Source organism: Pseudoclavibacter sp. VKM Ac-2867 (genome assembly GCF_015351275.1).
GTDB lineage: Bacteria > Actinomycetota > Actinomycetes > Actinomycetales > Microbacteriaceae > Pseudoclavibacter.
Genome location: NZ_JADKSL010000017.1, coordinates 62,485 through 78,789 on the forward strand (window position 1 = coordinate 62,485; position 16,305 = coordinate 78,789).

General features: G+C 66.7%; 10 protein-coding genes. 4 read left to right on the forward strand and 6 right to left on the reverse strand.

Annotation, left to right across the window (positions count from 1 at the left end; all coding sequences use genetic code 11):
* The first annotated feature begins 65 nt into the window (after nucleotides 1–65).
* The 3 genes from ITJ67_RS15360 to ITJ67_RS15370 are packed head-to-tail and all read left to right on the forward strand — an operon-like array spanning nucleotide 66 to nucleotide 4,355.
* Nucleotides 66–1,382: an MFS transporter gene (locus ITJ67_RS15360; RefSeq protein WP_160074527.1), complete on the forward strand. Its 1,317-nt coding sequence runs from the start codon at nucleotides 66–68 to the stop codon at nucleotides 1,380–1,382.
* Entirely contained in the window at nucleotides 1,379–2,998 is a 1,620-nt protein-coding gene (locus ITJ67_RS15365; RefSeq protein ID WP_194678222.1) for an amidohydrolase, read from the forward strand. Before ITJ67_RS15360 ends, ITJ67_RS15365 begins: the two co-directional genes overlap by 4 nt.
* Before the next feature lie 46 nt (nucleotides 2,999–3,044).
* Nucleotides 3,045–4,355, forward strand: coding sequence for an aspartate aminotransferase family protein (locus ITJ67_RS15370; RefSeq protein ID WP_194678223.1), 1,311 nt, complete (start codon nucleotides 3,045–3,047; stop codon nucleotides 4,353–4,355).
* A 138-nt stretch (nucleotides 4,356–4,493) separates the two neighbouring features.
* Here the strand turns inward: ITJ67_RS15370 and ITJ67_RS15375 are convergent, their stop codons facing one another.
* The 6 genes from ITJ67_RS15375 to ITJ67_RS15400 all read right to left on the reverse strand — a co-directional run bounded on the left by ITJ67_RS15375 (nucleotide 4,494) and on the right by ITJ67_RS15400 (nucleotide 15,076).
* Nucleotides 4,494–8,144, reverse strand: coding sequence for a family 78 glycoside hydrolase catalytic domain (locus ITJ67_RS15375; RefSeq protein ID WP_194678224.1), 3,651 nt, complete (start codon nucleotides 8,142–8,144; stop codon nucleotides 4,494–4,496).
* Nucleotides 8,145–8,371: 227 nt separating this feature from the next.
* Nucleotides 8,372–9,340, reverse strand: a complete 969-nt coding sequence (locus ITJ67_RS15380; RefSeq protein ID WP_194678225.1) for an aldo/keto reductase — start codon at nucleotides 9,338–9,340, stop codon at nucleotides 8,372–8,374.
* Between the two features lie 16 nt (nucleotides 9,341–9,356).
* On the reverse strand, nucleotides 9,357–11,972 hold the full coding sequence (locus tag ITJ67_RS15385; RefSeq protein WP_228503044.1) for an alpha-L-rhamnosidase: 2,616 nt from the start codon (nucleotides 11,970–11,972) through the stop codon (nucleotides 9,357–9,359).
* Nucleotides 11,969–12,832 (reverse strand): carbohydrate ABC transporter permease, encoded by an 864-nt coding sequence (locus ITJ67_RS15390; RefSeq protein WP_104332703.1) that lies wholly within the window; start codon nucleotides 12,830–12,832, stop codon nucleotides 11,969–11,971. Before ITJ67_RS15390 ends, ITJ67_RS15385 begins: the two co-directional genes overlap by 4 nt.
* Complete coding sequence (locus tag ITJ67_RS15395) at nucleotides 12,829–13,719, reverse strand: carbohydrate ABC transporter permease (RefSeq protein ID WP_104244605.1); 891 nt, start codon at nucleotides 13,717–13,719, stop codon at nucleotides 12,829–12,831. The genes ITJ67_RS15390 and ITJ67_RS15395 overlap by 4 nt, the downstream gene beginning before the upstream one ends.
* A 58-nt stretch (nucleotides 13,720–13,777) precedes the next feature.
* Nucleotides 13,778–15,076 carry an ABC transporter substrate-binding protein gene (locus ITJ67_RS15400; RefSeq protein WP_104244607.1) on the reverse strand — a complete coding sequence of 433 codons (1,299 nt, stop codon included), beginning with the start codon at nucleotides 15,074–15,076 and terminating at the stop codon, nucleotides 13,778–13,780.
* Between the two features lie 163 nt (nucleotides 15,077–15,239).
* On the opposite strand from ITJ67_RS15400, the gene ITJ67_RS15405 reads away from it, so the two are divergent.
* Complete coding sequence (locus tag ITJ67_RS15405) at nucleotides 15,240–16,238, forward strand: LacI family DNA-binding transcriptional regulator (RefSeq protein WP_228503047.1); 999 nt, start codon at nucleotides 15,240–15,242, stop codon at nucleotides 16,236–16,238.
* Nucleotides 16,239–16,305 lie beyond the last annotated feature (67 nt).

Consider the following 16,305-nt stretch of genomic DNA (forward strand, 5'->3'; position numbering starts at 1 on the left):
CAGTTGACACCCCGTGACCGCTCTGCGAAGCTTCCATTATTGGTGATCAATGAAGGGTTCCCCACATGACGACGAAGTCAATCACCGTGACGACGACCGATGCTCGCCGCATCGCCGTCGCTGCGTTCGCTGGTACCGCGCTCGAGTGGTACGACTACTTCCTGTTTGGCACGGCCGCGGCCATCGTGTTCAACCGCCTCTACTTCACGACCCTCGATCCGGTCGCCGCCCTGCTCGCCGCCTTCGCGACGTTCGGCGTCGGTTTCGTCGCCCGTCCGATCGGAGCGGTGCTCTTCGGAGCGATCGGGGACCGGATCGGACGCAAGCCCGCCCTCATCCTGACCGTGGTCCTGATCGGGGTCGCGACCGGGCTCATCGGATTCCTGCCCGACTACGCCGCCATCGGCGTCCTCGCTCCTATCGCGCTCGCTGTCCTGCGTCTCCTGCAGGGGCTCGCGGTCGGCGGAGAATGGGGCGGAGCCGTGACCATGGCCGTCGAGCACGCGCCGATCGAGCAACGGGGCCGCTTCGCTGCCCTTCCGCAGCTGGGCTCCCCGGTCGGCACCCTGCTGTCCTCCGGAGCGATCGCTCTTGTCCTCCTCATGCCGCCCGAATCGTTCGACGCCTGGGGATGGCGCCTGCCGTTCCTCGCCGCGTTCCCGCTGCTGCTCATCGCCCTCTGGATGCGCAACCGCATGGAGGAGTCCCCGGTGTTCCTCGAGCTCGCGAAGCGGGCCGAGTCGATGCCCAAGGTTCCTGCACTCGTCGTGTTCCGGCGTTCGCCCGGCCGGCTTCTCGCGGGAATCGGCGCGAGCCTCCTCGGCGTCGCAGGCTTCTACATCATGACGACCTTCGTCGTCGGCTACGGGACCACCACGCTCGGCCTGCCGCGAGAGTGGCTGGTGAACGCCACCCTGATCGCCGCGGTCGTCCAGATCGGGGCGCTCCTGATCTGCGGGCGCCTGACCGAGCGCTTCGGCGCGGGGCGTATGAGCGTCGTTGGCGGCATCGTCACCGCGGTGGTCGCGTTCCCAGTCTTCTGGCTGATCGACACGGGGGAGTTCCTCTTGATCGCACTCGCCATCACGATCGGCACCGCCTCCATCGACATCGTCTACGCGGCGGCTGGAACCCTGCTCAGCGAGCTCTTCCCGCCTGAGCAGCGGTACTCCGGCGTCTCACTCAGCTTCAACATCGCCGGCGCGATCGGCGGGTTCCTGCCGCTCATCGCGACTGCCCTGCTCGGAGTGACCGGCGGTGGGTCCTGGATCGCCGCGCTGCTTCTGGTTCTCGTCGCAGTGCTGACCGCGTTGGGCGGGTACTTCGGAGGACGTCTTCGGATCGTCGACAACGTCGTCGCGGCGGATCGAGCGAACGCGTGAAGATCGATCTTGTCATCGAGGCATCCGACATCATCACGATGGACGAGCGACGACCGCAAGCGCGGCGCCTCGGCATCCACCAGGGTCGAGTCGTGGGCCTTGATGAAGATCTCGACGGCGTCGAGGCGACCCGTCGTGTGGACCTGGGGGAGGTGACGGTCATCCCCGGGATCATCGACGCGCACTGCCACACGACCTGGTTCGGCCGCACGCAGATCGATCTCGACCTGTCGCGTATTCGCACTGTGGACGAGGCGCTCACGCTGATCGCGGCCCACACGGAGACAGTGCCTGCGGGGGAGTGGGTGCAGGCGGCCGGCTACAACCAGCACCTCGTCGGCGGTGCGTACCCCGATCTGGCGTCCCTCGACGCCGTCACGGCAGGGCGCCCTGCCGTGATCAAGCAGTCCTCGGGGCATGCCGTGATCGCCAACACTGAAGCGCTCCGAAGGTCTGGCGCTCTCCACGCCTCTGATCCCGATGGTGGCCGCATCGAGCGCGACTCCCGCGGTCAGGTGACCGGCCGTCTGGAGGAAACGGCGCAGGCTCTTGTTCTCGACCTCCTCAAGCCGATGTCCCACGCCGACATCGTCCGTTCGCTCGACCTGGCAACCAGCATCTACGCGTCCGAGGGCATCACCTCCTTCACGGAGGCCGGCATCGGGGCGGGGTGGATCGGCAACAGCACCGCCGAGCTCGGCGCCTACCAGATGGCCCGAGACTGCGGAGTGCTGCGGGCGAGGGCGCAGGTCATGCCAACGCTGGACTCCTTCGAACTCGCGCACGGTAATCCGGCAACCCCAGGTTCGATAGGTCTGTCCCTCGGCGCTCGAACAGGACTCGGAGATGACCGGCTCCGTCTCGGTCCGCTGAAGCTCTTCGTGGATGGCTCCCTGACTGGGCGCACCGCAGCGATGTCCGCCCCGTACTGCGGCGAGCCTGACAATACGGGCTTCCTGCAAGGCGATGCCGAGGACATCACGCGCAAGATCCTGGCGGCGGCCGCAAGCGGGTGGTCGATCGCTGCTCACGCCATCGGGGATGCGGCGATAGACCTGGCCATGGACGCGATCGAAGCATCCATCGCGGCGAACGGGACGCCGTCGACGCCGCACCGGATCGAACACGCGAGCTACCTGCGAGACGACCAGCTTCCACGGCTCGCCCGACTCGGGATCGCCGTCACTCCTCAGGCGATGTTCGTGCATAGGTTCGGCGACGAGTTCGTGAAGTCGATGGGGCAGGAGCGCGTTCCTGGCATCTATCGAGCACGGAGCCTGCTCGACGCGGGTGTGCTCGTTGCGGGAAGCTCGGATCGCCCGTGCATCGACGGCAACCCGTTCCTTGCGATGCGCACGCTCATCGAGCGGCGAACCGCCTCGGGGCAGGAGTTCGCTCCGCAGGAGCGGCTGACCGCGCAGCAGGCGCTCGCCTCGTACACGCGAGATGCGGCAAAGGCCACGGGGAGCCGTGACACGGGCTCTCTCTGGCCCGGACAACTCGCTGATCTCGCTGTCCTCGATCGATCACCACTCACCTCGACCCCGGATGAACTCAGCAAGACGCGGGTCCTGACCACGCTGGTGGGCGGGAAACCGACCCACGGCGATCTCTAGAGAGGAACACGACATCGTGCAGCAAGCCACCGGTGCAGGCGTCCACATGGCAAACGGATTCGACCCCGCGAAGGGCACACGCCTCGAGCCGAGGATCGCCGAACTCGTCGCGCGTCGAGACCGAGCGCTCGGACCGTCCTACCGCCTCTTCTATGACGAGCCGGTCGCGCTTGCATCGGCGAGCGGCCTCGAGCTGCTCGGCATCGATGGGCGAACCTACCTCGACGCCTACAACAACGTTCCGGTCATCGGGCACAGTCACCCGGCCGTGACTGCCGCCGTGAGTGCGCAGCTGCAGACGCTGAACACGCACACCAGGTACCTCACCGAATCCATCCTCGACTACTCGGAACGACTGCTCGGGCAATTCCCCGCATCGCTGGAGCGGATCACCTACACCTGCACGGGCAGCGAAGCCGTCGATCTCGCGGTTCGCATCGCTCGCCATCGCACCGGACGCCGGGGGCTCATCATCTCCGAGCACGCGTACCACGGCACGACAGTGACGGCCGCAGGCATGTCCCCGTCTCTCGGCCCGAACAACCCGCTGGGGCCCGACGTCGTCACCATCCCGTCTATCGATACGGCGATGACCCCGCCCGATCAGGTCGGCGCCAAGCTCGCGGCGGATGTGAGGGCGGCCGCCGCGCTGCTCGAGGAATCCGGGGCGGGGGTTGCCGCAGTCGTCTTCGATTCGATCTTCTCGAGTGACGGCGTGCAGACCCATCCACTGGGCTTCCTGCAGCCCGCCGAAGCCGTGGTCCGGGAACTCGGGGCGCTCTGGATCGCCGACGAGGTGCAGCCCGGATTCGGGCGCACGGGAACGTGGTGGGGGTTCGAGCGTCACGGGATCGTCCCCGACCTCGTCGTCCTGGGCAAGCCGATGGGCAACGGCATGCCCATCGCGGCCGTCGTGGGCACTGTGGATGCCCAAGCATCGTTCGGCGCCGAAGTCAGATACTTCAACACCTTCGCCGGCAACCCCGTCTCGATCGCCGCAGCCACGGCGGTGCTCGACGTGATCGAGGGCGACGAGCTCGTCGCCCACGCGGCCACGATGGGAACGCGGCTCCTGGACGGCTTGCAGGAGCTCGTCCGGAGCCACGAATCCGCACAGCACGCACGCGGTGCCGGGCTCTTCGCGGCCCTCGATCTCGGCACGCCGACAACCCCGGACCCGGAGCTCGCCGCTCGGGTGGTGAACGGCATGCGTCAAGCAGGCGTGCTCATCAGCGCCTCAGGACCAAGCGCGGCATCGCTGAAGATCCGGCCACCACTCCCGATCTCGCCGGCACAGTGCGACCAGATCGTCGAGGCGATCGACGCCGTGTTGACGGAGGTCGAGCGCGCACGCTGAGCACCTCTTGAAGCCGCTGCGTTCGCGCGAGCGGACCGCCCTTGCGTCGGCAGCCGTCAGGGGTGCAGAAAAGCCCGGGCGGATGAACTGGTGAGTGCCAGTCCTTCCGCCCGGGCGTCTTCGTCGGTCCGCTTGCGCCTACTCGCTCGTCGCGCGTCCTCGGCGCTTCTTGATGAGGAACGCCGCTCCGGTTCCTGCGAGGACAGCCCCGAGCAGGGCGAGGAAACCGGCAAGGGTGCCGTCGACGCCCGTCGTTGCGAGGTCGCCGTCCTGGCCGCCGGCGTCGGATCCGCCGTTGCCCGAACCGTTGCCGGACCCGTTCCCGCCGCCGTCACCGCCGCCGTTGCCGGGGCTCGACGTCGGCGCCGCGGTCCCGGTGCCGTCCGTTGAGGTCGGCTGCGGCGTGGGCTCCGTTGTCGGCTGTGGGGCGACACCGACCGTGAAGTCGAAGCTGCCTGAGGTGACTTCGAGCTGAGCCGTCCCGTTCTCGATGCCCACAAGCGTGACGCCCTCGGCATCGGCCGCGGCGAGTCCGCCCTCAAGCACGGTCATGCTCTCGTCGGCAACTGGCACGTAGACCGTCGCGGACGAGTTCGCGGGAACCTCGACGTGGTACTCGAACGCGCCGTTCTCGGTCGTCCAGTCGGAGACGAGCGTGCCGTAGTTCGTGGTGAACGCGGCATTCGACCACGTGACGCGGCCGTCGGCATCCGGCTGCGGCTTGAGCACGGAGTGCTGATAACCGGGGTTCGCCGGGTCCTGGTTGATGCCGGCGACCGTGTTGTAGATCCACTCGCTGACCGCGCCGTAGGCGTAGTGGTTGTACGAGTTCATGCTCACGTCGCCGAAGCCGTCCTCGAGCGTGTACGAGTTCCAGCGCTCCCAGTAGGTCGTGGCGCCCTGGTCGACCGTGTACAGCCAGCTCGGGTAGGCGTTGCTGAGCACGAGGTCGTAGGCGGCGTCGAGCTGGCCGCTGCCGGAGAGCGCCGGCAGGATGGCGGGAGTGCCGAGGAAGCCCGTCGTGAGCGCGGGCTCTCCGTTCTCGCCGGCGAGACTCAGCTGTGCGAGGCGCTCGGCGAGCCCAGCCTGGCTGCCATCCGGGTAGAGGCCGAAGTCGAGCACGATGGCGTAGGCGGCCTGCGTCTCGAGGTCGACGCCTTCGATCTGCGAGCCACCGCTCGGGAAGTAGGTGGAGACGAAGGTGTTCTTCCAGTCCTGGTGCCAGCCGCTGAACTTCTGCGCGTCCTCGGTCTTGCCAAGGGCCTCTGCGGCCTCGGCCATGAGTGCGATCGTGTGCACCTTGTACGCCTGCATCACGAACTCGGTGTCGGTCTTCGCGAACGACAGCCAGTCGCCGAGCACGAACCCGCGCGGGCCCTCGTTGAGCGCCGTCGCGTAGGCACTCATCTGCTCGTAGTTGACCTCGAGGATCTCGGTGTCGCCGTACGCCCTCCACAGCTCGTAGGGCACGATGATGCTGGCGTCTGTCCACGGGTCGGACGTGCCGTGCACGAACTCCCAGCCGGAGTGGTACGGCGCGAAGCGCGGGTACTGGCCGTCCGCGAACTGCGCGTCCGCGAGGTCGAGTTCCGTGTACTTCTGCAGGAAGTTGCGCACATCCGCGGTCATGGATGCGGTCGACGTGAACACCTGGATGTCCCCGAGCCAGCCCATCCGCTCGTCACGGGCCGGAGTGTCGGTCGGGATCGAGTTGAAGTTGCCGCGCAGGCCGTTGATCGTGTTCTCGTGCAGGGCGTTGAGACCGTCGCTCGACGTCTCGAGGTCCATCGTCAGCTCGGTGGCTGAGCTCAGCACGTGCGCCGTGACGTCGCCTGTGTCGACAGAGTTCGCGTCGAATCCGTTGAAGCCGGAGACCTCGAGGTAGCGGAAGCCGTGCATGGTGAACGTCGGCTCGAACGAGCCGGAGCCCGAGTCGCCGATCGTGTAGAAGTCGTTGGCCTTCGCCGAGCGGAAGTTCTCGTTGTAGATCGTGCCCGCGGGGCCGTCGGCTGTTGCGCTGCTGTCGTTCAGCATCTCGCCGTAGTTGAGCTCGACAGTCGAACCGGCGGGCCCAGACACGTTGATCGCGACGTTGCCGACGATGTTCTTGCCGAAGTCGAAGACGAGGTTGCCGTTTGCATCGACCGTGCGGGAGACGGGCGAGAGCTCCTCGACCTTCTTGATCGCGGATGCGCTGTCGCCGACGACCTTGAGCCCTGCGGGCAGCGAGGTGGTTGCGGATGTTGCCCAGCCTGATTCATCGAAGCCGCCCTGCGACCATCCTGCGACTGCTGGCTCGAGCCGAGCGTCGTAGTTCTCGCCGTCCATGAGGTTGCTGTCGGTGATCGGGCCCTCGCCGAAGTACGACCAATCGGGTCCCGTCGCGACCGACTCGGTGCTGCCGTCGGTGTAGGTGATCTCGAGGTTCGCCATGAGCGCCGGTTGCGCTCCGTAAGGCTTCTGCAGCGCGCCGAAGGATCCCGAGTACCAGCCATCGCTGAGCTGCGCGCCGATCGCGTTGTCGCCGGCCGCGATCTGATCGGTCACGTCGTAGGCGTTGTAGAGCGCTGTCTTGAAGAAGTCGGAGGTGCCAGGCGCCAGGTAGGAGTCACCGACCTTCTCGCCGTTGAGCTCGAATTCGTAGATGCCGAGGGCGCTCGCGTAGAGGTGGGCCGACTCGACTGTCTTCCCGCTGGTGGTGAACTCCTCGCGGAAGAGGCCATCCGACGCACTTGTGTCGGCCTCCTGAGCGAGGCTGTCCGCAACCGTGATCCAGCCGTCGGCGATCTTCGCACCGTCGGCTTCAGCGAAGGCGGATGCGCTGGGATCTGCGGTGAGCTTCGCTTGGGTCTCCTCGAGCTTCTCGGCCGCATCGGGCACCGTCAGGGAGACATCGGTGTACTTGGCGCTCGTCCCGTTGTCGTTGTACAGGCCGACAAGACCCGCTCGCACCATCTGCCGGTTGCCCGGCAGCTCGAATTCGGCGAGCACTGCACCGTCGAGGCTGATCTTCCACGTCGACCCGGAGGGGAAGACCCCTCCGCCTCCGACGAGGCTCGCCGTGAGCGTGTGCTCGGCGGCGGGGTCGAAGCCGTCGAGTGCGACGTCGACATTCACGGGGTCGAAGCCACGGGGGCTGTCCGTGTTCTCGGCCGCGCCGTTGTCACGGGTGAAGTCTCGGATGCCCTGTGCGTTGCCCTCGTGCAGCTTCAGCCGGTACTGACCGTCGACCTCAGCCACGTTGAGGAGGATGAAGTCGTCGTCGATCCCGTTGAAGGTGAGGCCGGCGGACCCCTGCAGGATCTGGAATCTCGTCGAGACATCGAACGTCGTTGCGAGCGAGCGGTCGTCAGCGAGCGAGGGCTCGGCGCCTGGCTGGGTGATCCACTGGGCGCCGTTCCAGCCGGTGCTCCCGTCGGTCGCCTTGAGGCCGGTTCGGAAGGACGACGTGGCGGTGGGCAGCGTCTCCCCGCGCTCATCCGTCACCTGCACGGCCCAGAAGTAGCTGGTCTTCGGCGACAGCTCGGGGCCAGCGTAGGCAACCGCTGCACTGGCGTTCGATTCGACGACGCCGGAATCCCAGACGTCACCCTCGCCGTTGGAGGCCTTCTCGGCCGAGGTCGCGACCACGAGGCGGTAGGCGGTCTGTGCGGCGCCGCGATGCGCCGCATCCATCTGCCAGCTGAAGCTCGGTGTGGAGTCGACCAGGATGGGGGACTCCTGGCGGTCGACTTGAAGTGCGACAGGAGTGGTGTCGGTCGGAGCGGCGATGGCGAGCTGCGCGCTCACGAAGGATCCTGCGAAGAGGCAGGTGCCGAGCGTCAGGGCTGTCGCGGCCTTGAATGATCGGCCTCTGCCGTGGGGGGTCTTCGATATCAAGTGCGATCTTCCGTTCTCTTCGTTGAGGTGCTTCATCGGGAGTGGAGGCACGCGGATGGGGCGTTCGTCGATGAACGCAGCGATGTGTTGAAACGCTTCAACATCCGGGTGACACGAAATTATCAGTCGCCATGCCGTTACACAACGGGCAATTTGCAGAGCGTGCGAACTGCCTCGAGGTGGGCCGCAGACAAGCCCACCGAGGCGGCGCGGAAGCTGGATCGCAGTTGCTCGACGGTGCCAGCGCCAATGACCGGAGAGACTGGAAACGCAGAGGCGAGGAGGACGGCGACCGACAACTCGGTCGCGGGTACGCCGTAGAGAGGCGCGAGCTCGTCGAGCAGCAGCGCGGTCGCCCTGTTGTGGTTGTCGTGGAAGAGCCGAACCGTCGCGTCAGCTGGACCGCGCCTCCAGCGCGAGAAATACCCCTTCGACTGCGACGAGTAGGGGCTGGCTGGAAGGCCCGACTGCTCGTGCAAACGATGCATCTTCCCGTCCATCGCCACCATCCCGGTCGGGAGTGCCGTCTCGAGCGGGCGCGCGAGCCCCCAGCTGGGCTGGTTGACCACGAATCCGGTCCAGCCGCGAGCCGCCGCGACCACACGGCTCTCCCGAAGACGCGTGGTCGTCCAGTTCGAGGCGCCGTACGCACCGATAAGGCCTGCTCGGGTGAACTCCTCCAACGGCGCCAGGAGCTCTTCGACGGGTATCGCGGTGCTGTCCCGGTGCAGGTACACCAACGGGATCGTCTCGAGCCCGAGGTTGTCGCGTGCCTCCTCGATGTCGAGGCGCAGCGACTCGGGGTCGAGGCGCGTCACCGCGGGGTCATCCAGCGAGGGGTGGCCGATCTTGGTCGTGGCGTTGACAACTGTGCGCACGCCTCTGGATGACAGCCACGCGCCGACCATGCGTTCGCTCGCACTCGGCGCGGCCGCATGCTCCCAATTGCCATACACGTGCGCCGTGTCGATGGTGCGCCCGCCCTCCTCGATGAAGGTATCGAGGAGGGCGAACGAAGCATCCCGGTCCTGCTTCGTGCCGAAGCCGAGCGTCCCGAGCACGAGCTGCGCTCTGGGGTCGCGTGCGAGGGAGATCGTGCCGGTCACGGTGAGCCAGCTCTCCCTATCGCACCCGCGTCTCGAGTGCGGGCGCCGCGACGCGGTGCTCGAACTTCGCGCCAGACACGAGCTCGAATCGCTCATCGGCCCCTGGGAGTCGTACCTGCCCCGTGACGCCGGTCGGAAGCTGCAGCTCGTAGCTGACCCCCTCGAGGGTTCGCGTCCACGAGCCAGTGATCCTCCCGTACCTGGAATCGAAGGCGATCGTCGCGCTCGTGAGGTCGCCGCCGGGCTGTGGCGCCCAGACGACCCGCCGATAGCCAGGCTGCGCGGGAGTCAGCCCCCCGATGGTGCGGTGCATCCAATCGGCCACGGAGCCCAGCGCGTAGTGGTTGAAGCTGGTCATCTCACCCGGGTTGATGCTGCCGTCGGGGAGCATCGAATCCCACCGTTCCCAGATCGTGGTGCCGCCCATGCGCACGGTGTAGAGCCAGGACGGGCACGAGTCCTCGAGGAGCAGTGCGTACGCCTCGTCGAGGTGCCCGGTTGCGGTGAGGGCGTCGCTGATGACGGGGGTCCCGGCGAAACCCGTCGCGATGCGGTGGCCCGCCTCGCGCACGAGCTGGGCCAGCCGTGCACCGGCAACCTGCTTCTCCGATGCCGAGAGGAGATCGAAGCGTATGGCGAGTGCATATGCGGTCTGCGCGTCACTCGTGAGCAGGCCGCCATCCACGACGTACTCGCCGCGGAATGCGTCGCGCGCCTGGGACGCGATCGTCGCGTACCTGCTCGCTTCCGAGGTTCGGCCGAGGGTGATGGCGATGTCGGCGAGACGCCTCGTCGTGTACGCGAAGTACGCAGAGGCGACGAGGTACTTGTCGGTCTGCCCGTCTGCCGGGTCATGAGGCGGAGCAGCAGGGTCCAGCCAGTCTCCGAGCTGGTGTGCCGACTTCCAGAGTCGCGAGTCGCCCGACTGGAGGATCATCCGGTCGACCCAAGCTCGCCCGCTTTCGAACTGACGCGCGAGGATGCCACGGTCGCCGAATCGCTCGTGCAGCACCAGAGGAGTGAGCACAGAGGCGTCGCCCCACACAGCGCCGGTCTCGATGGGGGTCCAGGTGGGCCCGCCCGGGACGACGGGCACGAACCACGGCACGGTGCCGTCGGGCAGCTGCTCGAGGGCGAGGTCCGCGAGCCAGCTCTCGAGGAACCCGGCGCAGTCGTAGAGGAAGGACGCGGTGGGGGCGAAGACCTGGATGTCGCCCGTCCAGCCGAGCCGCTCGTCGCGCTGCGGGCAATCCATGGGGATCGACAGGAAGTTGCCGCGCATGCCCCAGACGACGTTCTCGTGCAGCCGGTTCAGGTCATCGGATGAGGTGGTGAGCGTTCCCGTGCGCTCCATGTCGTTGTGCAGCACGCGCGCGATCACACCTCCGACGGGCAGCTCCGCAAGGCCGGTGATGACGGCATAGCGGAAGCCATGGAAGGTGAACTTCGGCTCCCACAGGCGCGGGCCGCGGCCATCCAGGGTGATGATGTCGTGGGCGTCAGCGAGGCGGAGCGGGCGGACGCCCAGCTCGCCGTGCTCGAGCACCTCGGCGTGACGCAGCTCGATGCGGTGTCCGGCCGGCCCGTCGACTTCAACGCGGAGCCGACCGACGAGGTTCTGCCCGAAGTCGATGAGATGGGAGTCCTCTGCGGTTCGAGTGACCGAGACAGGCTCGATCTCCTGCGTGCATCGCACCGGCGGGAGCGACGGCGCGACAAGAGTGGCGGCGTCGCGAGAGCGGACTGCGACGGCGGTCCATCCGTCATTGGAGGCACCGGGTGCGCTCCACCCGTCCTGTTCCTCGCGGGTGTCGTGCTTCTCGCCGTCATAGAGGCCGGCGCTGGTCATCGGGCTGAGCGCCGCTACCCAATCGGCGTCGGTCGCGACGACGTGGCGGGAGCCGTCGGTGTGCTCGATCTCGAGCTGAGCGATGAGGGACTGGTCGGTGCCGTAGAGGTCGTGGTAGCCGCCGTTGAAGCCGAGCCGGCCGCGGTACCAGCCGTCCCCGAGCCAGGCGCCGATGACGTTCGCGCCCTGCTGGACGTGCTGGGTGACGTCGAAGGTCCAGTAGATGAGGCGGTCGTCGTACTTCGTCCAGCCTGGAGACAGCTCGTGGTCGCCCACGCGCTGCCCGTTGATCTCCGCTTCGTAGAGACCGTGCGCGGTGACGTACAGGCGGGCGCTTCGGACGGGCTTCGCGAGGTGGAACTCGCGACGGACGAGGGATGGCCTCCGGTCGGTCCCGGCCTCTTCCTCCCAGGCTGCGCCGACGGGCATTGCCTGCCAGTCGGCCTCCTCGAGGAGGCCGACCTCGACCGTTGTGGCGTCGCTCCAGGCGGACCACGTGCCGCCGCCGAGCACGCGGACACGGATGGCTGCTGACTCACGCGAGCGAAGCGGCTCGAACGGCCACGACACGAGAACCTGCTCGTGGCCTCGACCACCTGACCGGCTGAGCTGCCCGCCGCGATCCACTTCGAGCTCCCAGGCATCTTGTGTCCACCCGGGGGCGGCGCTGATCTTCCAGCTGAGTCGAGGGGTGGGGGTGCCGATGCCGATGTTCTCGCGGAGGTGCTCGATCGTGGGGGGAGTGACGTGCACGGTGTTCCTGTTCGGAGTGTTGATGCTCATCCCTTGACCGCTCCGGCCGTGAGGCCCTTCTGGATTCGCTGATTGAGGATGAGGTAGACGATCAGGAGTGCGAACACGTTGATGCTGACGGCCGCGAAGAGCGGACCGTACTGCGTCGTGCCGAAGTTCCCGTTGAAGTTGAGGAGGCCGAGCTGCAGCGTGCGGATGCTGCCGGAGTTCGCGAAGGTGAGCGCGATGAGCAGGTCGTTCCAGAAGAAGAAGAACTGCACGAGCCCGACGGTGAACAGGCCGTTCTTCATCATCGGCAGTCCGATGGAGAAGAACTGCCTGATGACGGATGCTCCGTCGATGGTCGCCGCTTCGAAGATCTCTCTGGGGATGGATTGGAAGTAGGTCGCCATCAGGAACACGGTCAGCGGGAGCCCGGTCGCGGTGTAGGTGATGATCAGCGTCCAGAGGGTGCCGGTGAGGCCGATCTGGAAGTAGGCGCTGAAGAGCGGGAGCAGGATCATCTGGGTCGGCACCATGATGCCGGCGAGGAAGATGAGCAGCACGTTGCTGCGCCCCTTCCACACCATGACCTCCAGCGCGAACGCCGCGGCCGTGCCGAGGAGGAGCATCAGGAAGAGCGAGGGCAGGACGGCGACTGCGCTGTTCAGGAACGTCTGGCCGAGGCCGGCCGTCTCCCACGCGACGCTGTAGTTGTCGAAGTTCCATTGCTCCGGCATCGCCCAGGTGGGTTCTTCGAGAAACTCGCGCTGCGTCTTGAAGGAGCCGAGGAGGAGCCAGAGCAGCGGGTAGCCGACGATGACGAGGAGGAAGGCGACGCCGATCCAGACCGGGATCCGGCCGAGCAGCCGGCGGACACGGGCCGGCGAGAAGCTGTTGGTCGTGGTCATGATGCGGCCTTCTGTCGGTTGCGGGCGGCCCCGCGGAAGACGACGAACGTGACGGCGAGGCACACCATCGTCAGGAGCATCGCGATCGTCGAGCCGTAGCCGTACTGGCCGTAGGTGAAGGACTGGTCGAACATCGCGATCGTCAGGGGGCTCGTGGTGCTGCCGGGCCCGCCGTTCGTGAGTGCGAGCACGCTGTCGAACACCTTGAGCGTTCCGTTGATCGAGAAGATCAGCGAGGAGATGAGGACGGGCAGCGAGAGCGGAAGCACGATGTGGCGGATGAGCTTCCACCCGCTGGCTCCGTCGAGTCTGGCGGATTCCATGACGTCTTCGGGGATGTCGATGAGCCCTGAGTAGAGAAGCACGCCGTAGAAGCCCATGGAGCGCCAGATGTCCATGATCGCGATCACGACGAAGGCGCTGCCGCCGTCGCCGAACCAGTCGAGCGGGACGCCACCGAATGAGGTGATGAAGGAGTTCACGACACCTTGCGTGGGGGCGACGGAGAAGAGCTGCTGGAAGAGCAAGGCCACGGCGACGGTCGGCATGACGACCGGGAAGAAGACGAGTGTCCGGATGAGGCCCGAGGCCCGCTTCAGCGCGAAGGCGTAGAGCAGTGCCAGGCCGTACCCGAAGAGCACCTGGCCTATGGTCACGACGACCGCGTACTTCAGAGTGAAGAGGAGGGCTGCGTGGACTTCGGAGTCGCCGAACAGTCGCACGAAGTTGTCGAAGCCCACGAAGGTGAAGCCGACGATCGCGTTCCCCTCGAAGAGGGTGTACCCGAGTGAGACGAGCACCGGCACGAGCATCACGACTGAGTAGACGAGGAGTGCGGGGCCGAGCAGGATGGCGATCGTGCGCTTGTCGCCGAGCACGTTTTTCATGTGTATCTCCGAATCCGGTGGAGGTGCGGGAGCGGACGCTCCCGCACCTCGCGGGGACTTAGCCCAGGTCGGCCTGGACTTGCGCCATGAAGTCCTCAGCGGTGATGCTGCCCGTCACGAGCTGGGCGGCATTGCGCTGACTCGTGGTCGTCGCTTCAGGGGAGAAGAGCGCCTCGAACCAGAGCACGGTGGTCTCTGTCTCAGCGATCTGGTCCTGGACCAGCTGTGTCAGCGGTGGCACGTCGGCGACCTCTTCGGAGAGCGCGAAGCCGGAGACGCGGTTCTCCTGTGCGAGCGCGGTGCTGCCGTAGTTCTCGACGATGCAGCTCAGCCATGCTTTGGAGTTCTCTCCCGTGGCGTTCGCGTTCATCGTGAGTGGGAGGCCCACGTTCGCGGCCAGCTGGGAGCGGTCGCCTGCGCCGCCTTCGACGCCGGGGAAGGGCATGAAGCCGACGTTCTCGACGCCGATCCGGTTCGCCTCTGGGTCGTTGAGGCCGCTGAGGAACCAGCTGCCCATGTAGAACATCGCGGCGCTGCCGTTGAGGAACTGGTTCTCGGACGTCGCCATGTCGATCGAACCGACGCCCTGACCGAAGTAGCCGGCGGCGCCGAGGTCGGCGATCGCCTGCGCGGCTTCGACGTACTCGGGGTCGGTGAGCTTGGCCTCGCCGTCGGCGACCTTCTGCATCGCGTCTGGGCCGAGGGTGCGGAACAGGTAGCTCGAGATCAGGCGCGTGATCGGCCACCCCTGCTCTCCACTCGCGGAGAACGGCTGAATGCCTGCAGCGTCGAGCTTCTCCGAGGCCGCGGTGAGCTCGTCCCACGTCTGTGGCTCGGCGATGCCCTGCTCATCGAAGATCGTCTTGTTGTACCAGATGCCCTCGACGTTGTACTCGAAGGGGAGCACGGCGAAGCTGCCGTAGAGGTTCTCGATCGTGGAGACGGCTGCCGGCTCGATCTTGTCGAGCTGTCCGGACTCCGTCAGCAGCGCTTCGAAGTCGGCGATGTTGCCCGACTCCGCGAGTGTCTGCGTCAGGGCAGGTGCGTTGCCTGCTGAGAACAGCACGGGGAGGTCCCCCTGTCCTGCCTTGAGCTGGAGCTGCTGGTCGAGGTTCGTCTGGGGGACGGTCTCGACGCTCAGTGGCTGCGCGCCGGCTTCGGCTGAGCAGGTGTCCCCGGCTAGGGTTTCGAGGACGGCTGGAACCTCGGTGTTCTCCACGTTGATGAAGACGGAGAACTCATCGTCACTGACGGATGCGCCACCTCCACCAGAGCAGGCCGTGAGCGCGAGTACAGAGACTCCCGCGAGAGCGGTCAGGGTCAAGCGCGTTGGCGCGACCCGAGGGGTTCGCTTCATGAATCCTCCTTGATTGGGCGAGTCGACCTCGCGTGCTTGAAGCGCTTCAAAGACAACCACGAACCTGCACGATTCGCAAGCGAACGGATAACTTTCCTGTCGTATAGAGTTCTGATCCATGTCACCGACGACCAATGAGACCAGGGATCGACCGCGGCCAGTGATGACTGACGTCGCGCGTCTCGCCGGGGTGTCATTGGGGACCGTCTCCAACGTGCTCAATACCCCGAACCTCGTCGCGGCAGGAACGCGCGAACGAGTCGAGCGCGCCATCGAGGAGCTTGGCTTCGTCCGGAATCGGACGGCGAGGTCGCTCGCCATGGGACGGGCTGACACGGTCGGTTTCGTCATCGTCGATCTCGCGAACTCGCTGTTCCTCGACATCGCCAGAGGGGCGGAGGAGGCCTTCGACACGAAGCACAAGCGACTCCTTCTCGCCAACAGCGACGTCGACCTCGCCAAGCAGACAGGGCACATCGAGCTCTTCGAGGAGACGCAGGTGGCCGGCATCCTGTTGGCTCCACTCGACGCTCCGCTCGACGCCGCGCAGCACGCGCGGGGCAGGGGCATGCCGGTCGTGCAGGTCAACTGGCCGGGAAGCGGCGACGCCTGCGGGGTCGTGGCCGACGAAGAGCTTGGTGGCTACCTGGCGGCGAAGCACGTCATCGCGCTCGGGCGTCGCAGGCTCGTCTTCGCAGGTGGCCCGTTCTCGCTCTCCGCGGTCGCGGCGCGTCGGCGAGGTGTGCTCCGGGCCTGCGAGGAGAGTCGAGGTGTCGAGATCGAGACCATCGAGACGCCACGCATCACCGTTCGTGGAGGCCATAGCCTCGGCGTGATGCTGGCCGAGCGCCCGCCACACGAGCGGCCGGATGCGCTCGTCTGCGCGTCCGATGCCCTGGCATTCGGGGCCATGCAACCGCTTCTGGCGGCAGGCGTCTCGGTGCCGGAGGACCTGGCAGTCGTCGGCTTCGATAACAACCGCATGTCGACCGACAGTCCAGTCCGCATCACGAGTGTCGGGCAGCCCGGCCTCGAGATGGGGAGGGTGGGCGCGGAGCTGCTCATGGAGGAGATCGCTCTCGGTGATCGGCACGAGCATCGCACGATCGTCCTGCCGCCCAGTCTGCACGAGCGCGCAAGCACGATCGGAGGCCGCGGCTGAGGGCTGCCGCGTCCGTCGACAGGCTCGCACTGCCTTCGAGGCGACCTCAATCGTCGTGCCTCTCGTG